The sequence below is a fragment of the Variovorax sp. UC122_21 genome, from assembly GCF_044056785.1.
GTDB lineage: Bacteria > Pseudomonadota > Gammaproteobacteria > Burkholderiales > Burkholderiaceae_C > Variovorax.
This window is the reverse complement of the sequence record NZ_CP172003.1, coordinates 1,985,023-2,005,480: the sequence shown is the minus strand read 5'-3', so window position 1 is coordinate 2,005,480 and position 20,458 is coordinate 1,985,023. Positions and strand designations below refer to the sequence as shown.

At 71.5% G+C, this 20,458-nt stretch carries 20 protein-coding genes; 9 read left to right on the top strand and 11 right to left on the bottom strand.

The window, feature by feature from the left end:
- Positions 1-15: 15 nt before the first annotated feature.
- Positions 16-996 carry a LysR family transcriptional regulator gene (locus ACHMXE_RS10245; protein WP_395345888.1) on the top strand — a complete coding sequence of 327 codons (981 nt, stop codon included), beginning with the start codon at positions 16-18 and terminating at the stop codon, positions 994-996.
- A 20-nt stretch (positions 997-1,016) separates the two neighbouring features.
- On the opposite strand, the gene ACHMXE_RS10240 is transcribed toward ACHMXE_RS10245, so the two are convergent.
- From ACHMXE_RS10240 to ACHMXE_RS10195, 10 genes are all read right to left on the bottom strand, one after another.
- Positions 1,017-2,129: a class II histone deacetylase gene (locus tag ACHMXE_RS10240; RefSeq protein ID WP_395345887.1), complete on the bottom strand. Its 1,113-nt coding sequence runs from the start codon at positions 2,127-2,129 to the stop codon at positions 1,017-1,019.
- Positions 2,101-3,165 carry a branched-chain amino acid ABC transporter permease gene (locus tag ACHMXE_RS10235; protein ID WP_395345886.1) on the bottom strand — a complete coding sequence of 355 codons (1,065 nt, stop codon included), beginning with the start codon at positions 3,163-3,165 and terminating at the stop codon, positions 2,101-2,103. Before ACHMXE_RS10235 ends, ACHMXE_RS10240 begins: the two co-directional genes overlap by 29 nt.
- A gap of 6 nt (positions 3,166-3,171) precedes the next feature.
- Positions 3,172-4,038, bottom strand: coding sequence for a branched-chain amino acid ABC transporter permease (locus ACHMXE_RS10230; RefSeq protein WP_395345885.1), 867 nt, complete (start codon positions 4,036-4,038; stop codon positions 3,172-3,174).
- A gap of 10 nt (positions 4,039-4,048) precedes the next feature.
- The gene (locus ACHMXE_RS10225) at positions 4,049-4,747 is read right to left on the bottom strand and encodes an ABC transporter ATP-binding protein (RefSeq protein ID WP_209544357.1); all 699 of its coding nucleotides are present in this window, start codon (positions 4,745-4,747) and stop codon (positions 4,049-4,051) included.
- On the bottom strand, positions 4,734-5,495 hold the full coding sequence (locus ACHMXE_RS10220; protein WP_395345884.1) for an ABC transporter ATP-binding protein: 762 nt from the start codon (positions 5,493-5,495) through the stop codon (positions 4,734-4,736). Before ACHMXE_RS10220 ends, ACHMXE_RS10225 begins: the two co-directional genes overlap by 14 nt.
- An 11-nt stretch (positions 5,496-5,506) precedes the next feature.
- On the bottom strand, positions 5,507-6,814 hold the full coding sequence (locus ACHMXE_RS10215) for an ABC transporter substrate-binding protein (RefSeq protein ID WP_209544359.1): 1,308 nt from the start codon (positions 6,812-6,814) through the stop codon (positions 5,507-5,509).
- Between the two features lie 104 nt (positions 6,815-6,918).
- Entirely contained in the window at positions 6,919-7,902 is a 984-nt protein-coding gene (locus ACHMXE_RS10210; RefSeq protein WP_209544360.1) for a tripartite tricarboxylate transporter substrate binding protein, read from the bottom strand.
- Positions 7,903-7,942: 40 nt separating this feature from the next.
- Entirely contained in the window at positions 7,943-9,400 is a 1,458-nt protein-coding gene (locus ACHMXE_RS10205) for an amidase (RefSeq protein WP_209544362.1), read from the bottom strand.
- A 106-nt stretch (positions 9,401-9,506) separates the two neighbouring features.
- A complete protein-coding gene (locus ACHMXE_RS10200; protein WP_209544364.1) occupies positions 9,507-10,490 on the bottom strand; it encodes a helix-turn-helix domain-containing protein in 984 nt (327 codons plus the stop codon).
- A gap of 121 nt (positions 10,491-10,611) precedes the next feature.
- On the bottom strand, positions 10,612-11,109 hold the full coding sequence (locus tag ACHMXE_RS10195) for a MarR family winged helix-turn-helix transcriptional regulator (protein ID WP_395345883.1): 498 nt from the start codon (positions 11,107-11,109) through the stop codon (positions 10,612-10,614).
- A 125-nt stretch (positions 11,110-11,234) separates the two neighbouring features.
- Here ACHMXE_RS10195 and ACHMXE_RS10190 point away from each other — a divergent pair, with 125 nt between their 5' ends.
- Genes ACHMXE_RS10190 through ACHMXE_RS10160 form a run of 7 tightly spaced genes read left to right on the top strand, consistent with a single transcriptional unit; the run spans position 11,235 to position 18,905 of the window.
- Entirely contained in the window at positions 11,235-12,677 is a 1,443-nt protein-coding gene (locus ACHMXE_RS10190) for an NAD-dependent succinate-semialdehyde dehydrogenase (protein ID WP_395345882.1), read from the top strand.
- Positions 12,674-14,044, top strand: a complete 1,371-nt coding sequence (locus ACHMXE_RS10185; RefSeq protein ID WP_395345881.1) for an aminotransferase class III-fold pyridoxal phosphate-dependent enzyme — start codon at positions 12,674-12,676, stop codon at positions 14,042-14,044. The genes ACHMXE_RS10190 and ACHMXE_RS10185 overlap by 4 nt, the downstream gene beginning before the upstream one ends.
- On the top strand, positions 14,041-15,285 hold the full coding sequence (locus ACHMXE_RS10180; protein WP_395345880.1) for a Tm-1-like ATP-binding domain-containing protein: 1,245 nt from the start codon (positions 14,041-14,043) through the stop codon (positions 15,283-15,285). The genes ACHMXE_RS10185 and ACHMXE_RS10180 overlap by 4 nt, the downstream gene beginning before the upstream one ends.
- Positions 15,282-15,956 carry an HAD-IA family hydrolase gene (locus ACHMXE_RS10175; RefSeq protein WP_395345879.1) on the top strand — a complete coding sequence of 225 codons (675 nt, stop codon included), beginning with the start codon at positions 15,282-15,284 and terminating at the stop codon, positions 15,954-15,956. The genes ACHMXE_RS10180 and ACHMXE_RS10175 overlap by 4 nt, the downstream gene beginning before the upstream one ends.
- Positions 15,953-17,344 (top strand): transaminase, encoded by a 1,392-nt coding sequence (locus ACHMXE_RS10170; RefSeq protein WP_395345878.1) that lies wholly within the window; start codon positions 15,953-15,955, stop codon positions 17,342-17,344. The genes ACHMXE_RS10175 and ACHMXE_RS10170 overlap by 4 nt, the downstream gene beginning before the upstream one ends.
- A complete protein-coding gene (locus ACHMXE_RS10165) occupies positions 17,341-18,135 on the top strand; it encodes an SDR family oxidoreductase (RefSeq protein ID WP_395345877.1) in 795 nt (264 codons plus the stop codon). The genes ACHMXE_RS10170 and ACHMXE_RS10165 overlap by 4 nt, the downstream gene beginning before the upstream one ends.
- Positions 18,132-18,905 (top strand): SDR family NAD(P)-dependent oxidoreductase, encoded by a 774-nt coding sequence (locus ACHMXE_RS10160; protein ID WP_395345876.1) that lies wholly within the window; start codon positions 18,132-18,134, stop codon positions 18,903-18,905. Before ACHMXE_RS10165 ends, ACHMXE_RS10160 begins: the two co-directional genes overlap by 4 nt.
- A 26-nt stretch (positions 18,906-18,931) precedes the next feature.
- Here ACHMXE_RS10160 and ACHMXE_RS10155 read toward each other — a convergent pair whose 3' ends face one another.
- Positions 18,932-19,747, bottom strand: a complete 816-nt coding sequence (locus ACHMXE_RS10155; RefSeq protein WP_395345875.1) for a hypothetical protein — start codon at positions 19,745-19,747, stop codon at positions 18,932-18,934.
- Positions 19,748-19,975: 228 nt separating this feature from the next.
- Between ACHMXE_RS10155 and ACHMXE_RS10150 the strand changes: the two genes are divergently transcribed.
- Entirely contained in the window at positions 19,976-20,359 is a 384-nt protein-coding gene (locus ACHMXE_RS10150; RefSeq protein ID WP_208512796.1) for a DUF1330 domain-containing protein, read from the top strand.
- The last annotated feature ends 99 nt before the right edge of the window (positions 20,360-20,458 follow it).

Below are 20,458 nucleotides of genomic sequence, written 5' to 3'. Positions count from 1 at the left end.
CGGAGCAGCGATTCGATGGACGGTCTCGAGCACCTGCGCACCTTCCTCGAGGTCGCCAAGCGCGGCAGCTTCTCGCGCGCCGCCGACATGCTGGGCATCTCGAAGGCCAGCGCCAGCAAGCACGTCGCGCAGCTGGAGGCCAGCTTCAGCGTGCGGCTGTTCAACCGCTCGACGCGCTCGGTCACGCTGACCGACGCGGGCCGGCTGCTGCGCGAGCGCAGCATGCCGCTGATGGAGATGGTCGAGAACACGCAGAACGAACTGCAGGCCCACGGCGCGCGCCCGAGCGGGCGCCTGCGCGTGGCGGCGCCGCACGGCCTCGTGCAGACCGACTTCCCCGGCCTGCTCGGCGAATTCATCACCCTGCATCCCGACGTCCACATCGACCTGCACCTGAGCAACCGCATGATCGACCTGGTCGAGGAAGGCGTGGACGTCGCCCTGCGCGTGGGGCGCATCGGCGACGAGAACCTGATCGTGCGCAAGCTGCGCCCCATGGCGCTGGTGCTGTGCGCCACACCAGGCTACTGGGCCCGGCGCGGCATGCCGCGGGTGCCCGACGACATGCGCCGCCACGAGGTGCTCGCCTACTCGGCCGGCGGCGGCCCCGCGCACCCGCCCTTCGAGATCGACGGCAAGCCCCACAGCGTGCCGGTGAATGCGCGCATGGACGCCAACGACGCCGCCGCCCTGATCGCCGCGGCGCTCGCGGGCGTCGGCGCCGTCTGCGTGCCCGCGCTGCTCGCGCAGCCGCACATCGACGACGGCCGGCTCGTACCGGTGCTGAAGGACTTCATGCCCAGCGACCTCTGGCTGTTCGCGGCCTACACGCAGCGCCGCCACAACAGCGCGGCCCTGCGCGCGCTGCTCGACCTGCTGGAGGCGCGCATGCAGACGCCGGGCGCGGTGCCGCCGAAGCCCGCGCCGGCGAGCCGCCAGCGTGCCGGTTCGCACTGGCATCCGTTCCAGGCACTCGGGCACGCGCAGCCCGCCTGAGCCCGGGCCCGGCGCGGCGCTCAGAGCCCGTGCAGCGCCGCCATCTCGTCGATCAGCCCGCGCTGGAACGCATCGAAGCGCGCCGAGGGCTGCTGCAGCCCGAAGAAATCGGTGAACGGATCCTGCACCTCGGTGCGATGGCCCGAGAGTTCCTCGACCACCGCCAGACCGCAGAAGGGCACGCAGGCCTCGGCATAGCCGCCCTCGTGCACCACCACCACGCGGCCTTCGCTGTGCCGCGCCGCGAGCGCGTTGACCTGCTTCATCATCTGGCGGAACGACTCCGGATGCAGCTGCATGCGCGCGAGCGGGTCGACCGCATTGGCATCGAGGCCGCTGGCCACCACGATCAGCTCGGGGCGGAAGCGCTCGACCACCGGCGCCACGATGCGCTCGAAGGCATACATGTAGCTCACGTGGCCGCCGCCGGGCTGCAGCGGCACGTTGACGTTGAAGCCCAGGCCCTCGCCCTCGCCGCGGTCCTCGGCGCCGCTGTAGCCGGGCGGGAAGCAGTTCTCCTGGTGCAGCGAGACGGTCAGCACGTCGGGGCGGTCGTAGAAGATCGCCTGCGTGCCGTTGCCGTGGTGCACGTCCCAGTCGATCACGGCCACGCGCTTCAGGCCATGTCGCGCCTTCATGGTCTCGATCGCCACCGCGATGTTGTTGAACAGGCAGAAGCCCATGCTGTGCTCGCGCAGGCAGTGGTGGCCCGGCGGCCGCGTGAGCGCGAAGGCGTTGCGGTGGCGGCCCTGCAGCACGCTGTCCATGGCGGCGATGGCCAGGCCGGTCGAGAGCTTGGCGATCTCGTAGCTGCCGGGACCGAAGGGCGCGACCTCGCCGAGGTCGCCGCCGCCGGCATCGCTGGCGGCCTTGAACTGCTCGAGGTAGCTCGCGGGATGCACGCGCCGCAGGTCCTCCTCGGTGGCCATCGGCGCGCTCAGCAGGTCGAGCTGCGCGCTCAGGCCCGACACGTCCATCAGCGACTTGATGCGGCGCTTGGAATCGGGCGACTCGGCCATGCCGCTGCCGGCCATGGGCTGGACCCAGCCGCCGACCGGCAGGAACAGGGCGTGCAGCCCGCCCGGCACGTGCCAGAAAGTGCGTTCATCGTGAAAGAAGGCGGTGTTCTTCATGCGTTGCGTCCTCGGTGGTGGGGGAAATGGAAGGAGAAGAAGAAGGGGGAATCGATGCCGCCCGGTGCGGCGGATGGCGCTGCACGCTCAGGCCGCGCCAGCCCCAGCGCTCGCGAGCCAGGCCCCAGAGGCCGCGCGGCGCCAGCAGCATCACGGCCACCGCGATGCTGCCCATCGCGATCAGGTACCAGCCGCCCGACATCGCGAACCAGGTGTTGAACAGCTCGCGCAGCCCGAAGTAGATCAAGGTGCCGATCAGCGGGCCCTCGATGGTGCCGATGCCGCCGATGATGACGATGAACATCGCGGTCACGACCCAGTTGATGTCGAAGGCCGAGTCGGGCGAGACGAACATCGTGCCCATGAAATGCGCGCCGCCGGCCAGCCCGAAGCCCAGGCCCGAGAGCACGAAGGCGATGAAGCGGTTGCGCCAGACGTTCACGCCGATGCTGGTGGCGGCCAGCTCGTTGTCGCGCACCGCCATCAGCCCGAGGCCGAACGGCGAGCGCATCAGCAGGTAGACGCCGGCCACGGCCGCGAGGCCGATCGCGCCCGAGATCCAGAACGCGTTGCGCTGGAAGGTCTCGGCATCGACCAGCCGCACCGCCTGCAGCGGCACGCCCGATTCGCCGCCGAACAGCGGGAACTTGGCGACCAGCAGCCGCACGATCTCGGCCAGCACCCACATGCCGATCGAGAAGTAGGCGTCGCGCAGCCTGAACATCAGCGGCGCCACCGCGGCCGCCAGCAGCGCAGCGCCGACGCCGGCCAGCGGCACCATCCAATAGGGCGAGAGGCCGAGCCGGTCGGAGACCACGAACACCAGGTAGGCGCCGATGCCGACGAAGGCCTGGTGGCCCATCGACACCAGGCCGGTGTAACCGGCCAGCAGGTTCCACATCTGGGCCATGGCCAGCACGACGAGCACTTCGCTCAGCAAGCGCAGCAGGCCGGCATCGGCCACCGTGGGCGCGAAGACGATGGCGAGGGTCGCGGCAACGAAGCCGAGCCAGGGGACGATAGGTTGGTCGCGCATGCGGTCTCAGGCTTTGTGGCCCGCGATGCCGTTCGGGCGCACCATCAGGACGATGAAGAACAGCAGGTGCGCATAGAGCGCGCCCGCGTTGGAATCGAGCCGCTGCCCCACGAGCTGCGCCACGCCCAGCGCGATGCCGCCGGCCAGCGCGCCCCAGAACGAGCCCATGCCGCCGATGATCACGACCTCGAAGGCACCGAGCAGCCGCTCCACGCCCGAGAACGGCGTGAACGAGCTGCGCAGCGCCAGCAGCAGCCCCGCCACCGAGGCGAAGGCCAGCGACAGCCCCATGACCACGCCGTAGACATGGCGCGGCCGCACGCCCATGGTGCGCACGATCTCGCGGTGGTCGGAGGTGGCGCGCACGATCAGGCCGAAGCGCGAGTGCCGCAGCAGCCACTGCAGCGCGCCGAAGGCCAGCACCGCGAGCCCCAGCACTAGCACCGGGTACCAGCCGATGCGCAGGCCGCCGATCTCGAAACCGGCCGTGGCCAGCGCGCCGCCGTCGAGCGCGCGCGGATCGGCGCCGAACAGCTCGACCATCAGGTTGCGCAGCACCACCGCGATGCCGAAGGTCACCAGCACCGGCGTGAGCGGATCGTCGGTCGCCACCGCGCGGTTGAGCAGCAGCCGCTGCAGCAGGTAGCCGGTGCCGAAGGCGGCCAGCGCCACCGGCACCAGCAGCAGCAGCGGCGACACCTGCGGGAACTGCGCGGCCAGGAACACCGCGAAGTAGGCCGCGAGCACGACGAACTCGCCGTGCGCGAGGTTGACCATGCGCATCACGCCGAAGACCAGCGCCAGCCCGAGGCCGAAGAGCGCATAGAGGCCGCCGAGCAGCACGCCGTTGATGAGGGTTTCGATCCAGGCCATGGTGCTTCTCTCAGTGCCCGAAATAGGCGTTGGCGATCTGCGCGGCACTGAAGTCCGACGCGCGGCCTGCCAGCGTGACGCGGCCCTTGAGCAGGCAGTACACGCGCTGCGCGATGCGGCAGGCGCGCGTCACGTCCTGCTCCACGACCAGCAGGGCCGTGCCCTGCGCCTGGATGTCGCCGAAGGCGCGGTAGATCTGCGCGATCACCACCGGCGCCAGGCCCAGCGAGATCTCGTCGCACAGCATCAGCCGCGGGTTGGCCATCAGCGCGCGGCCGATGCTCACCATCTGCTGCTGGCCACCCGACAGCCGCGTGGCCGGCCGGTGCCGGAACTCGCGCAGGATCGGGAACAGCGCATACACGGTGGCCAGGTTCCAGTGGCCGGCCCGGCCGCACAGCGCGCCCATGCGCAGGTTCTCCTCGACCGTGAGCGAGGCGAACAGCATGCGGCCCTCGGGCACCAGCGCGATGCCGCGGCGCGCGATGCGCTCGGCCGGCTCGGCCTCGATGGCCTGGCCGTCGAAGCGCACCGTGCCGCGGCTGCGCCGGCCCAGGCCCGCGATGGCGCGGATCAGCGTGGACTTGCCGGCCCCGTTGGCGCCGATCAGCGCCGTGGCCTCGCCCTCGTCCACGTCGAGCGACAGGTCGAACAGCGCCTGCAGGTCGCCGTAGTGGCTGCAGAGCGCGCGCACTTCAAGCAGCGGCATGGGCGCCCTCCTCTGCTTCTTCCTCTGCGTCTTCTCCGACACCCATGTAGATCTCGCGCACCTCGCGGCTGGCCATCGCGGCGGCCGGCGCGTCCTCGAGCAGCTTGCGGCCGAAGTTCAGCACCATGATGCGCTCGGCCACCGCCACCAGCGCCTGCGCGATGTGCTCGATCCAGATCATCGCCACGTCGCGCTTGAGCTCGAGCACCAGCGCGACCAGCACCTGCACCTCGGCCTCGGTCAGGCCGCCGGCGATCTCGTCGAGCAGCAGCAGGTGCGGCCGGGCCGCGAGGCCCTTGGCCAGTTCGAGCCGCTTGCGGTCGAGCAGCGGCAGCCGGCCCGCGGGCACCTCGGCGCGATCGGCCAGGCCGGTGCGCTCGAGCACCTCCCAGGCCAGCTGCGCGGCCTGCGCGCGCGGCAGCCGCGCCGCGAAGCTGGCGGCGGCCAGCGCGTTCTCGTAGGCGCTCAGGTGCGCGAAGGGCTGCGGAATCTGGAAGGCGCGCGCCACGCCCAGCCGCGCGCGCGCATCGGCGCGCAGGCCGACCAGCTCGCGGCCCTCGAGCCGGATGCTGCCGGCATCGGGCAAGGCCACGCCGGTGATCAGGTTGAACAGCGAGCTCTTGCCGGCCCCGTTGGGGCCGACCACGCCGAGGCACTGGCCGCGCGCGAGCGCGAGCGAGACGCCGTCGGCCACCACGATCTCGCCGTAGCGCTTGCACAGGCCGTCGATGACGAGGCAATCGGTCATGCGTCGCGCGCTCAGGCCTTGAGCTGCGACAGCAGCTTGAGTTCGTCTTCCACCGGGATCTGCTTCGCGGTGCTGTTGTGCGTGATGACCAGCTCGTACGGGAACTTCGCGCCCGCGGCGGTCTTGCGCCACTGGCCCGCCACCATCGGCGTGACGGCCACGCTCTTGATCGGGCTGCCCTTGAAGTCGATGCGCCCGACCACCGAGTCGAGCTGCAGGTTGGCCAGCGCATCGCGCACCGCCTTCTTGTCCTTGGGGTTGGTCGCGTTCTTGAGCGCCGCGATGCCGACCTCGAACAGCGCATGGCCGTAGCCGATGGGCTGGGTCCACTGCTTGCCGGTGGAGCTCTCCCAGTCGGCCGCGAGCGCCTTGGCGCTCTGGCCGGTCAGCGAGGACTTGAACGGGAAGTTGGGCGTCCACCAGACCTCGGTCGACATGCCGTTGCCGGCCACGCCCAGCGACTCGACCGCGCTCGGGAACAGGAAGGCCGCCGCCATCGTCACCACCTCGGGCCGGTAGCCCGACTGCTGCGCCTGCTTCCAGAAGGTCGCGAAGTGGTTGGCATAGGCGAAGCCCGAGACGATGTTCGCGCGCGCCGCCTTGAAGCTCGAGACCTGGTTGCTGAAGTCGTCGGTCGCGATCTTGAAGAAGCCGCCGTTGGTCTCCTTGTAGCCGCGCTGCTTCGCGCCGCCCGGGATGCCGTTGGTTGGATCGGCGAAGGCATGGCCCGGTCCGTTGTCGATGTAGAGCGTGCCCAGCGAGCGCTCCACCTTCAGCGGCTCCCACATGCCGAAGAAGTTCTTCAGCACGTCGTCGGCGCCCCAGAAGAAATGGAACGAGAACGGAAAGCCCTTCTGCGGCGTGGAGCCCCGGCCGAAGGTGATGGCCTGCCACGGGCCCATGGTCGAGACCATGGGCACGCCGTTGACGTCGCAGAGCTGGCCGGCCGCGAGCGCGGCATCGCTGTCCTGCACCAGCAGCAGGTCGACCTTCTCGCGCAGCAGCAGTTCGCTGGCCATCGTGGCGCCGCGGTTGGCGTCGGACTGGGTGTCGCGCACCACGATCTCGACCTTGTAGCTGGTGCCCGCGATGGTCAGGCCGTCCTTCAGCGCGGCGCGCACGCGCTCCAGGCTCCAGGGGTCGGCCTCGCCGAAATTGGCGCGCACGCCCGACAAGGTCGTGAGGTAGCCGATCTTGATCGTCTTCGACTGCGCGTGCGACAGCGCCGGCACGCCGGCCAGCGCGGCCGCGCCGCCGCCGATGACGAGTTGGCGGCGCGTCAGCGCGCCGGAGGCTGCGAAAGGGAAAGCGGCGGGCATGGAATGCTCCTTGGCGATGGAGGATGGACAGGGCCGCATCCTCCCTCCGCGCGCCGGCTCGCCGTTATCGAAAACTGGCAAATCGCGGGTCGTGGCCGCTGCCCTCATTCGGGGCGCAGGTTGACCGACTTCGCGATCGCGCGGTAGCGCTCCACGTCGGCCTGGTAGCCGCGGCGCAGCTCGGCCAGCGTCTGCTCGGGCGCCACCTTGCTGCCGCCGAGCTCGATGGCGCGGCGCAGCTCGGGCTTGCGCATCATCTCGTTGAAGGCCACGTGCAGCCGCTGCTGGGTTTCCTCGGGCACGCGCTGCGACACCTGCGCGCCGGCCCAGAGGCTGTAGACGAAGTCGTCGAGCCCCTTGCTGGCGCGGATCAGCGGAATGGCGCCGAAGCGCTCGTGCGGCGCGGCGGCCGCGATGCCCAGCGCCTTGACCTTGCCGGCGTCCAGCAGGTCGGGCACGTTGCCGGCCAGCGGCGCGAACACCAGGTCGATCTGGCCGCCCAGCAGGTCGTTGATGATCGGCGCGAAGCCCTTGTAGGGCACGTGCAGCATCTTGGTGCCGGTCTGCTGCGTGAAGCGCTCGCCCAGCAGGTGGTAGAGCGAGCCCGGGCCGATGCTGCCGTAGCTCAGCTCCTTCGCGTCGGGCTTGCGCAGCTGCGCGATCAGCTCGTCGACGCTGCCCGGGCCCAGGTCCTTGCGCGCCAGCAGCACCATCGAGGTCACGGCCATCATGCCGATGGGGCGGAAGTCCTCGGCCTTGTAGCGCGCGCTGGCGAGCGTGAGCGGCGTGAGCATCAGCTCCATCGGCGAGCCCATCAGCAGCACCGAGCCGTCGGCCGCGCCGTTGGCGGCCTTCATCACGCCCAGCGATCCGCTGGCGCCGGGCACGTTGTCGACCACGGCCGGCTGGCCCAGCAGCCGCGACAGCTCGGGCGCGGCCAGCCGCGCGTTGATGTCGGAGCCGCCGCCGGCCGGGTAGGGAACGATCAGGTTCAGGGTCTTGCCGGCCAGCCCCTGGGCCAGGACGGAACCGGCCATGGTGGACAGGCCGGCCGCCAGGCCGGCACCGATCATCGAACGTCTGCGCATGCGCTTTACTCCTCGGGTGGTTGTTGTCTGTTCTCGGAATTCAGGCCGCGGCCAGCAGCGGCGAACGCGCATCGGCGAAGGGCACGGCCTGGTGCCAGCCGTGCGCGAGCCGCAACACCTCGAGGTCGGCGCCGGGCCGGCCGATCAGCTGCAGGCCCATCGGCAGGCCGCGCGTCGCGCCGTCGGGCGAGAAGCCGGCCGGCACCGCCATCGCGGGCAGGCCCGCGAGCGAGGGGCCGATGGTCACTTCCATCCAGCGGTGGTAGGTGTCCATCGCACGGCCGCCGACCTCGCGCGGCCAGTGCAGCTCGACCGGCAGCGGGAAGGCCTGCGCGGCCGGCAGCACCAGCACGTCGAAGCACTCGAACAGCTTCAGCAGCGTGGCATGCCAGCGGGTGCGCGTGACGGCGGCCTCGTGCAGCGCGGGCACGGCCAGGCGCTGGCCCTGCTCGATCTCCCAGCGGGCCTCGGGCTTGAGCTTCGCGCGCAGCGCCGGATCGGCATGCAGGCCCTGCAGCGCGCCGGCCACGATGAAGCCGCGCAGGCGCAGCCAGGCGGTCCACAGCGCGTCGAAGTCGAAATCGGGCACGGCCGCCTCGACCGTGCAGCCCAGGGTGTCGAAGTGACGCAGCGCGCCCTCGCACAGCGCCATCACGCCCGGGTCCATCGCCAGGTGGCCGCCGAGGTCGCCGAGCCAGGCCACGCGCGTGCCGCGCAGCTCGGCATCGAGCGGCTGCGCGAAGGCCTCGCCGTCGCCGGCCAGGCTCAGCGGCGAGCGCGGATCGTGGCCGGCCTGCACCGACAGCAGCCAGGCCACGTCCTCGGGCGTGCGGCCCATCGGCCCTTCGCAACCCAGTTGCTGGAAGAACAGCTCGGGGCCGGGCCCGGTCGGCACGCGGCCCAGCGAGGGCCGCAGGCCGTAGACATGGTTCCAGGCCGCCGGGTTGCGCAGCGAACCCATCATGTCGCTGCCGTCGGCCACGGGCAGCATCTGCAGCGCCAGCGCCACCGCGGCGCCGCCGCTGCTGCCGCCGGCCGCGCGCTCGAGGTTCCAGGCGTTGCGCGTGGTGCCGAACACCGTGTTGTAGGTGTGCGAGCCCAGGCCGAACTCGGGCGTGTTGCTGCGCCCGACGAAGATCGCGCCGGCGCGGCGCAGCCGCTCGACCATGATCGCGTCGTGCGGCGTGAGCTGGTTCGCGAACAGCGGGCTGCCCATGGTGGTGGGGATGCCGGCGGTGGCGACGAAATCCTTGGGCGCCATCGGAAAGCCGTGCAGCCGGCCCACCGGCTCGCCGCGCGCCAGCCGCGCGTCGCAGGCATCGGCCTCGCGCAGCATCCGTTCGGGCGGCTGCAGCGACACCAGCGCGTTGACCTTCGGGTTGAGGCTGTCGATGCGCGCCAGGCAGGCCTGCATCAGTTCGCGGCACGAGAACTCGCGGCGCTTCAGCGCCGCGGCGAGCGCGCGGGCGCTCGGCAAGGTGGACGGAAAGGACGACATATGGCGATCGACGATAGCGATCGCCCGGCGAAGCGGGTATCAAGAATTGGCAAACCTGGCCTGCCGCGGCCCCCGGGGTTTCCCCTGGGGTCGGCCGATCGGCCCTTCAGTGGTGCGTCAGCGCGGCGCCACGCAGCGTCTGCGAGGGCAACTCGCCGAACTGGCGCCGGTAGTCGGTCGCGAACTGGCTCAGGTGCCAGAAGCCCCAGTGGGCCGCGATGTCCTGCACCGAGCCGGCCCCGAGGCGCTTGAGTTCGCGCCGCACGCCGTTGAGGCGCAGCGCCCGGAGGTAGCGCGCCGGGCTCAGGCCCAGCGTTTCCTGGAAGCAGTAGTTGAGCTTGCGCTGGCTCGCGCCGATGCGGCCGCAGACCTCGAGCATCGACAGCGGCTCGTCGGGCCGCGCCATCATCAGCTCGCACGCGCGGCGCACCACGCGGCGCTGCGCCTCGGTGGAGCGCAGCTCGCGCAGGTCCACGTCCTCGGGCAGCGCCTCGAGCCAGGCCAGCAGCACGTCGTCGCGCAGCTGCGCGGTGGCGGTCGGGTCGGCGAGCAGCGCGGGCATCGCATCGAGCGCGGCGAAGGCGCCGAGCAGCGTGCCGCGCAGCGCGCGCATGGTCGCGTCGTCGAAATGCAGCACCACGCGCTGCGCCAGCCACGCGGGCGGGCCGCGCTCGTCGAGGCGCTCGGCCAGCGCGCGCAGCAGCGCGTTGTCGACCACGATACCCATCAGCTCGAAGCCCGGCGGGCTGCACAGGTCGAGCTCGTCGCAGCGCCCGACCATCACCGATTCGGTGTCGAGCCGCTGGCCCGAGAAGCGCGCCTCGCCCTCCTGCCGGCAGGTCAGCGCGAAGCCGCAGCACTCGGGATTCATCTCGCCGTGCTGGCGCAGCGCGCGGTTGGTGGTCTCGCGCACCAGCCGCAGGCCCGGCAGCTGCACATGGTCGAGAAAGCCCGCGAAGCTGCCGCCCGAGAGCATGTCGCACTCCAGGTGCCAGCCGCTCTGGCTGCTGGCATAGGCGTCGATGTCGTGCGTGGTGAAGGTCCAGCGCTCGACGGGAAGGCGGGGGGTGGAGGCGGTCTGGCAGTTCATGGCGGTCCGGCGAAGCGTCGGCAGGGCGTGGGACACGCACGCGCCGAAGCAATCTCCGGACCAGATTGTTTCGTTGACAACGATCTGAAAGTGCTGGGACAAACCCCAAGCCGGCGCGCCGCTACTCGAGCTCGCCGCTGGGCTCGAAGCCCGTGGTGCTGTCGAACAGCTTCTGCACGAGGGTCTGCAGCACGCGCCGCTCGTCGGCCGAGAGATGCGCGAACAGCCGCTGCGCGGTGTCGTGCGCGAGCGGCACCATGTCGCGGTAGAGCGCGAGTCCTTCTTCTTCCAGCGAGACGATGACCTTGCGCCGGTCCTCGGCGGAAGGGTGCATGTTGGCCAGGCCGAGGTCGACCAGCCGATGCTGCGCGCGGCTCACGCGTGCCTTGTCCATGCTGGTCTTGCGCGCGATCTCGAGCGCCGACAGCGCGCCGTACTTGCCGAGCACCACCACGATGCGCCACTCGGGGATCTGCAGCGCGAAGCGGCCGGCGATCGCCTGGCCCACCGACTGGCTCACGCGATTGGCGACCACCGAGAGCTGGAACGGCAGGAAGGTCTCGAGGTCGAAGGCATCGGCGATCGAGCGCGGCGGCGAGGAGTTGCGTGAACGGGGCACGGGTGCGAGCGAAGAGATGAAGTGCGCGGACAGTATAGGAACGCGTTCATGCATCACACGATGCACGCACGAGGTTTGCCAGTTTTCGATAACGCGGCATGGGGTGCGATCCCTATCGTCGCGGCATGGACTATCCCGAACTCGCCCTGCACATCGCCGGCCGATGGCGCATGCGGACCGCAGGCGGCCAGCGCGCCGTCGTCGATCCCGCCACCGAAACCATCCTCGCGCAATTGCCGCTCGCCAGCCGCGACGAACTCGCGCAGGCCGCCGAGTCCGCGCGCCGCGGCTTCGCGCTCTGGCGCGCGAAGAGCGCGCTCGAGCGCTGCAACATCCTGCGCACCGCAGCGCAGACGATCCGCGAGCGGGCGAAGACCATCGCGCAGGTGCTCACGCTCGAACAGGGAAAGCCGCTGGCCGAGGCACTGCGCGAGGTCACGCTGTCGGCCGACATCGTCGACTTCCAGGCCGAGGAGGCCAAGCGCCTGTACGGCCGGCTGGTGCCGCCGCGCGTCGAGGGCATCCTCTCGCAGGCGGTCACGCGCCAGCCCGTGGGGCCCGTGGCGGCCTTCACGCCGTGGAACTTCCCGGCCAACCTGCCGACGCGCAAGCTCGCGAGCGCGCTGGCCGCGGGCTGCAGCGTGGTCATCAAGCCGGCCGAGGAGACGCCGGGCACCTGCATGTTGCTGGTGCGCGCCTTCCTCGACGCGGGCGTGCCGCCCGATGCGCTCAACATGGTGTGCGGCGATCCGGCCGAGGTGTCCTCGTTCCTCATCGACCATCCCGCGATCGCCAAGGTCTCGTTCACCGGCTCGGTCGCGGTGGGCCAACTGCTTGGCGAACAGGCGGCGCGCCACGTCAAGCGCTTCACGGGCGAACTCGGTGGTCATGCGCCGGTGATCGTCTGCGAGGACGCCGACTTCGCGTTCGCGCTCAAGAACTCGATCGCCGCCAAGTTCCGCAACGCGGGCCAGGTCTGCGCCTCGCCGATCCGCTTCTACCTGCCGCGCGCGCGCTTCGATGAATGGGCCGAGTCCTTCGTGCAGGCCGCGCGCGCGCTGCGCACCGGTGCCGGCACCGATCCCGCGACGCAGATGGGCCCGCTCGCGCACGCGCGGCGCATCGAGGACATGCAGCGCTTCGTCGACGACGCCGTCGACCGCGGCGCGCGGCTGCTGTGCGGCGGCCGGCGCATCGCGCGGCCTGGCTACTTCTTCGAGCCCACGGTGATCGCCGACGCGCCCGACGACAGCCGCGTGATGCGCCAGGAGCCCTTCGGCCCGATCGCGGTGCTGCAACCGTACGACACGCTCGACGAAGCGATCGCCGCCGCCAACGCCCTGCCCTACGGCCTCGGCGCCTATGCCTTCACGCGCGACCTGCAGACCGCGCACCGCCTGGGCGAGGCGCTCGAGGCCGGCATGGTCGGCATCAACCACTTCGGCGTCTCGCAGCCCGAGATGCCCTTCGGCGGCTGGAAGCAGAGCGGCATCGGCCAGGAGATGGGCGCCGAAGGCCTGCTGCATTACACCGAACTCAAGACCATCACCGTGGGAGTCCCCGCATGAAGACGACAGACATCGACGCACTCAAGCAAGACAACGCCCGCTACCTCTGGCACCCCATGGCCCATCCGCAGGCCATGCAGAAGAGCCAGCCCGACATCGTCGCGCGCGGCCAGGGCTGCTGGATCTGGGACGTGGACGGCCACAAGATGCTCGACGGCGTCGGCGGCCTGTGGGCCGCGAACCTCGGCCACAGCAACAAGGCGGTGCGCGACGCGATCGTGGCGCAACTCGACGAGCTGCCGTTCTACAACGTGTTCCGCGGCACCACGCATCCGCGCGCGATCGAGCTGTCGAAGCGCATCGTGCAGACGATGGCGCCCGACGGCGTGGCCGCGGTGTTCTTCAGCAACGGCGGCTCCGACGCGGTGGAAGGCGCGCTCAAGCTCGCGCGCCAGTACTGGAAGCTGCGGGGCCAGGCCGACCGCCACAAGTTCATCGCGCTGCGCCAGGGCTACCACGGCGTGCACTTCGGCGGCATGAGCGTGAACGGCAACCTCAACTTCCGCCGCGCCTACGAGCCCCTGCTGCCCGGCTGCTTCCATGTCGACACGCCGTGGCTCTACCGCAATCCCTACACGCAGGATCCCGAGGAGCTCGGCGAGATCTGCGCCACCCTGCTCGAGCGCGAGATCCAGTTCCAGGGACCCGACACCGTGGCCGCCTTCATCGCCGAGCCGATCCAGGGCGCCGGCGGCGTGATCGTGCCGCCGCCCAACTACTGGCCGCGCGTGCGCGAGATCTGCGACAAATACGGCGTGCTGCTGATCGCCGACGAGGTCGTCACCGGCTTCGGCCGCGGCGGCGTGCTGTTCGGCACGCGGCTGTGGAACGTCAGGGCCGACCTCTGGTGCCTGGCCAAGGGCATCTCCTCGGGCTACGTGCCGCTGGGCGCCACCGCCATCGGCACCAAGGTGGCCGAGGTCTTCCTCGACGACACCACGGGCCAGGCCGCGGTGGGCCATGGCTACACCTACAGCGCGCATCCGGTGGCGGCGGCGGCGGCGCTCGCCACGCTCGACCAGATCGAGGCGCTCGACGTGCCCGGCAACGCGGCGCGCGTGGGCGCGCATCTCCAGGCGCGCGTGCGGCCCTTCGTCGACAGGTTCAGCTTCGTCGGCGACGTGCGTGGCATGGGCCTGATGCTGGGCATCGAGATGGTGGCCGACAAGGCCACGCGCGCCACCTTGCCGCGCGGCAACCCGATCGCCGCGAAGGTGGCGCAGGCGGCCTACCGGCGCGGGCTGATGGTGCGCATCTCGGGCCCGAACCTGATCCTGTCGCCGCCGCTGGTGATCACGCGCGAGGAAGTGGACTACATGGTCGATGCGCTCGAGGGCGCCTTCGCCGACGTGGAAGCCACGCTGTGAGCAAGGTGCCGACCGTCCTGTTGATCGGCACCGCCGACACCAAGAGCGCCGAGCTGCTGTTCATGCGCGAGTGCATCGAGGCCGGCGGCGGCCGCGTGGCGGTGATGGACGTGGGCGTGCTCGACGGCGCGCCCTTCGTGCCCGAGATCACCAATGCCGAAGTGGCCGCGGCCGCCGGCCGCAGCGTGGCCGAGGTGGCAGCCAGCGGCGACGAGAACAGCGCCATGACCCTGATGGCGCGCGGCGCCGCGAAGCTGGCCGCGCGCTGGCATGCCGAGGGCCGCATCGACGGCCTGCTCGCGCTCGGCGGCACCATGGGCACCGACCTCGCGCTCGAGGTGGCGCAGGCGCTGCCGCTGGGCGTGCCGAAGGTGGTGGTCTCGACCATCGCCTATTCGCATCTGCTGCCGCCCGAGCGCATACCGCCCGACCTGATCATGGTGCTGTGGGCCGGCGGCCTCTACGGCCTCAACAGCCTGTGCCGCTCGGCCCTGAGCCAGGCCGCGGGCGCGGTGCTCGGCGCCTGCCGCCAGGCGCGCGCGCCGGCCTTCGAGCGGCCGCTGGTCGGCATGACCTCGCTGGGCTCGAGCGCGCTGACCTACATGAAGACGCTCAAGCCCGCGCTCGAGGCGCGCGGCTACGAGGTCGCGGTGTTCCACACCACCGGCATGGGCGGTCGTGCCTTCGAGGCGCTGGCCGCCGAGGGCCGCTTCTGCGCCGTCATGGACTTCAGCCTGCAGGAACTGGCGAACCAGCTCGGCGGCTCCTGCGTGACCGCGGGGCCCGACCGGCTGCTCGGCGCCGGCCGCGCGGGCACGCCGCAGATCGTGGCGCCGGGCGCCATCGACATGCTCGACTTCCCGGCCTGGCAGCCCGTGCCCGAGGGCCTCGAAGGCCGGCCGGCCCATACGCACAACCGGCTGCTGGCCTCGGCGCTCAGCGCGCCCGAATTCCGGCGCGGCGTGGCGACCGAGATCGCGAGTCGGCTGGCCCGCGCGGAAGGCGCCACCTGTGTGCTGCTGCCGCTGCACGGCATCGAAGGCTGGGACCGGCCCGGCGAGCCGCTGCACGATCCCGAGGGCCTGGCCGCCTTCACCGGCGCGCTGCGCGACAGCGTCGGCGCCACGCGCCTGATCGAACTCGACGCGCACATCAACGACGCCGCCTTCTGCGAGGCCGCCCTCCAGGTGTTCGATGCCTGGGTCGCCGACGGCACCGTGCCCGCGGGGAGGCCGGCATGAGCACAACGCAAGCCCTGGTGCTCGACTTCGGCGGCGTCATCAGCCGCACGCTGTTCGAGACCCACGCACTGACCGAGGAAGCGCTCGCGCTGCCGCGCGGCACGCTGACCTGGCGCGGCCCCTTCGACCTCGCGAGCGATCCGCTGTGGCGCGACATGCAGGCCGACAAGCTCTCGGAGCGCGACTACTGGATGGCGCGCACCCGCGAGGTCGGCGCGCTGGTGGGCGAGCGCTGGGACGCGATGGAGACCTTCGTGCAACGCGCGCGCGGCGCCGATCCCGAGGCCGCGATCCGGCCCGAGGCGCTCGCCGCCATCGAGGCCGCGCGCCGCGCGGGCTGCAGGCTCGCGATCCTCTCGAACGAACTCGACCTGTTCTACGGCGCCGACTTCCGCCGCCGCCTGCCCTTCATGGCCGCCTTCGACGTGGTGGTCGACGCCACCCACACCGGCATCCTCAAGCCCGATGCGCGCGCCTACCGGCAGTGCCTCGACGAACTCGGCCTGCCGGCCGAGGCCTGCGTGTTCGTCGACGACCAGCTGCGCAACATCGCCGGCGCCGAGCGCGCGGGCCTGCGCTGCGTGCACTTCGACGTGATGCAGCCCGCCGCGAGCTACGCGCGGGCTCTCGCGCTGCTGGGCATTCCCTCTTCCTCTTCGCAACGACCATGACCCCGACCTTCGAACCCACCGTGCCGCGCGAACGCGTGCAGGCCCTGATGCGCGCCGAGCAGGAGCGCTACGCGCGCACCCATGCGCGATCCGGCGAACTCTTCGCGCAAGGCCAGCAGGCCTGGCTCTACGGCGCGCCCTCGCACTGGATGCGCCGCTGGATCGGCGGCTGGCCGCTCTACGTGCAGGACGCCAGGCTGCCCTACGGCGCGCGCTTCGTCGACGTCGACGGCCACGGCTATGCCGACTTCTGCCTCGGCGACACCGGCGGCATGTGCGGCCATGGCCACCCCGCGGTGGTCGAGGCGCTGGCGCGGCAGGCGCGCATCGGCAGCTCGCTGATGCTGCCCACCGACGACGCGGCCTGGGTCGGCGAGGAACTCGCGCGCCGCTTCGGCCTGCCCTACTGGAACCTCACGACCTCGGCCTCGGACGCCAACCGCGCCTGCATCCGGCTCGCGCGCATGGTCACGGGCCGGCCGCGCGTGCTGGTGTTCTCGGGTTGCTACCACGGCTCGGTGGAAGAGGCGCACGTCGAGCTGCGCGATGGCGCGGTCGCGATGCGCAACGACATCCATCCCAACGGCTTCCCGCACGACCGCCTGTCGGCCGTGGTCGAGTTCAACGACCTGCCCGCGCTCGAACGCGCGCTGCGCGCCGGCGACGTGGCCTGCGTGCTGGCCGAGCCGGCCATGACCAACTACGGAATGATCGCGCCCGCGCCCGGCTTCCACGATGCGCTGCGCCGCCTCACGCGCGAGACCGGCACCCTGCTGGTCATCGACGAGACCCACACCATCTCGAGCGGCCCCGGCGGCTACACGCGCGCGCACGGCCTCGCGCCCGACATGTTCGTGATCGGCAAGGCCATCGCCGGCGGCATTCCCGCCGCGGCCTTCGGCCTCAGCGCCGAGACCGCCGAGCGCGTGTGGCAGGTGCTGCCCAAGCTGCATCCCACCAAGCGCCAGTCGGCGCATGCCGGCTTCGGCGGCACGCTGGCCGGCAATGCGCTCACCGTGGCCGTGATGCGCGCGGTGCTGTCGCAGGTGCTGACGCCCGAGGCCTTCGATCGCATGCTCGCGCTCGCCGAACGGCTGGCCGATGGCGTGAACGCGAGCATCGCCAGGGCCGGCCTGTCCTGGCACGCGACCCAGGTCGGCGCGCGCGTCGAGACCCTGTTTAGCCCCGACGCGCCGCGCAACGCCGCCGACGTGCGGCGCACGCGCGACGGCGAGCTCGAGGCGCTGCTGCACCTCTACATGATGAACCGCGGCGTGCTGATCACGCCCTTCCACAACATGATGCTGTGCTGCCCCGGCACCACCGAACGCGAGGTCGACGAACACGATGCGGCCTTTGCCGATTTCGCGCGGGAGTGCAGCACATGAGTGCCGGCGATCCCTTCGGGCTGCAGGGCAAGGTCGCGCTGGTCACCGGCGGCGGGCGCGGCATCGGCGCCGCGATCGCGCGGGCCTTCGCCGAGGCCGGTGCCTCGGTGCTGATCGCCAACCGCACCGGCAGCGCCGGCGAGGCCGTGGCAGCCGAGCTGCGCGCGCGCGGCTTCGACGTGCAGGCGCTGGCCTGCGACATCGGCCGGCGCGACGAGGCCGAGCGCGCGGTGGCCGAGGCGGTGCGCGTCTTCGGCGCGCTCGACATGGTGGTCCACAACGCCGCCGTCAATCCCTGGGCTGCGATCGATGCCATGAGCGATGAACAGCTCGAACGGACGCTGGCCGTGAACCTCAAGGCCTGCTTCTGGCTCGCGCAGGCGGCGGTGCCGCATCTGCGCGCGCGCGGCGGCGGCCGGCTGCTCGTCACCTCCTCCGTGACCGGACCGCGCGTCGCCATGCCCGGCAGCGCCCACTACGCGGCCAGCAAGGCCGGCGTCAACGGCTTCATCCGCAGCGCCGCGCTCGAGTACGCACGCGAGGGCATCACCGTCAACGGCGTCGAGCCCGGCTACATCGCCAAGCAGGGCGGCTCGCTGCTGTCCGATCCCGCGAAGGCCGCGCGCATCGCGCGCCACATCCCGATCGGCGAGCTGGGCCGGCCCGAGGACATCGCCCTGGCGATGCGCTTCCTGGCGAGCCCCGCCGCGCGTTACATCACCGGGCAGACCCTCGTGGTCGACGGCGGCTCGACCCTGCCCGAGAGTCCCTTCTTCGCGGAGCAGGCATGAGCAGCGGACGGTTGCAAGGCAAGGCCTGCCTCGTCGTCGGCGCCGCGAGCGGCATCGGCGCCGCGGTGGCCGCGCGCTTCGCGAGCGAGGGCGCGCGCGTCGCCGTCGCCGGCTGGCCGCGGCCGCAACCGGTGGGCGACGGCCCCGCGCTCGACTGCGACGTGACCGACGACGCCGCCGTGCGCGCGGCCGTGGCCGCGGTGATCTCGGCCTTCGGCCGCATCGACGTGCTCGTGAACTGCGCCGGCATCGTGCGCAACGACGACGCGGCCGACATCGACGACGAGGACTGGCGGCGGCTGCACGAGGTCAACCTCGGCGGCACCATGCGCTGCCAGCGCGCGGTGCTGCCGGTCATGGTCGCGCAGGGCGGCGGCGCGATCGTCAACATCGCATCGGTAGCGGCCTTCAATGCCGGCGCCGGCATGGCGAGCTACGCCGCCAGCAAGGCCGGCGTGGTCGCGCTCACGCGCTCGGCCGCGCAGGCCTACGGGCCGCGCGGCGTGCGCGTCAACGCGCTGTGCCCCGGCTGGGTCGACACGCCGATGAGCCGGCAGGAGATGCGCGACCTCGCGGCCGGGCACGGCATCTCCGAGGAGGCCGCGCATGCACGGACCGTGGCGCGCATCGCGCTCGGGCGCATGGCCTCGGCCGAGGAGATGGCGGCCGCGTGCCTGTTCCTCGCGAGCGACGAGGCGTCGTTCGTGACGGGTGCGGCGCTGGTGGCCGACGGAGGGGCGCGAGTGCCCGCGTCGGCGCGCTCGGCGTAGAGCCGGAACGCGCTCGCCGGCCCGCGCTAGCGGATTTCCTGACAGCCGCCGGCAACGCACCTGACGAGCAAGGCATAGCCGTTGTCGCAGGCAACGGTGAAGGTCTCGTCGTTGGTGCCGCGCCCCACGAAGCTGGCCTGCGGCGCCGCATGGCAGCTGCGCTGCCGCGCGAAATCTTCCGCGCGCGCGATATTGAGTGGTGAAGCAGGTTCCATCACCGCAGGAGGCGGCGCGGACTGGATCGGCGCCGTTCGCACGGGTGCCGCCGCGACGCGCGGCGGACTCGTCGCCGGCGCTGCCGCCGCGAGCGGCGCCGCCTGCAATGGCGGTGCCGCGGCAACGGGCTGCCCGGTCGGCGGGTCCTGCGCCGCCCGCACGAAGGTGCCGGGGGTCGGACCGTCGCCGCGGTTCTCGATGCGGTCGAACAGCCGTTCCTGGCCGAACACCAGCTGCATCCAGCTCGGATAGCTGAAGCCGCCGCCGGTGCCCGCGTCCACCGCCACGCCGATCAGCCCGCCGATCATGATGTTGCCCACCATGCCCACGTTGGCACGCGAGATGGCCTGCCCCACGGCGGCCGGATGGTTCGGGTGCGTGCAACGCACCATCAGATTGCCGCCCGAGCGGCGGACCTTGGTCTCGACGCCCGAAGGCGCGCTGGCCGTGCCCTTGTCGTTGGACATCTGGCAGTCCGCCTGGGTCACGACCTCGCCCGCCTCCGTGCGGGTTTCCAGCTTCACGGTCTGTTCCGTGCCATGGGTGATCGATGCGCAACCGGCCAGCCAGCCGCTCAGCACCACCACGCTCGCGAGTCCCCACCTCCGAATACCGGTCATCGTCATTTCATCTCCTCCAGTGTTGTTCTTTCGCGCGGCGGAGGATAGCCGCAGCGCGCGGGCTTGGGTTGCCTGTTGCATGGCGTGTCGCGCGGATGCCGCACCGCACGCGTTCCGCCTATTGCGTTTCCCTATTCGCCGTATCGCCGCGGCGGTTTGACGCTGCTTTTCACGACGCTGACACTTGAATCACACCCCCGCGGCAGCGCCGCATACAGATTCAAGGACCCCCGCATGACCGCCTATTTCGTGATCGAACTCGACGTCGAGGACGGCCCCAGCCTGGCCGAGTACGAACGCGAGGTCACCGAGCACGTGGTGGCCGCCGGCGGCCGTTTTCTCGTGCGCGGCAACGACTACCGCCCGATCGAGGGCGACTGGCATCCCAAGCGGCTGATCGTGATCGAGTTCCCCGACCTCGACGCGGTGGAGCGCTACTACCACTCGGAACCGAACCAGACCCTCAAGCGCAAGCGCCTGGCCGGCACCGCCGGCAAGCCCGCCCGCGCGATCGCGATCCAGGGCGTGGCGCAAAGCGCCACCACCGGCGGCGCCACCTCGGGCGGTCCGCGCGAGATCGGGGTCGACGCCAACGGCGCGGTGATCTGGGGTGCCTGAGGCACCGAGGGACGGCGCGATGAAAGCATCCGACGCTCCACCCGGGGCGCCGCACGAGCTCACGCTGGTGCAGGCGGCCTCGCTGCTGCGCGACGGCGC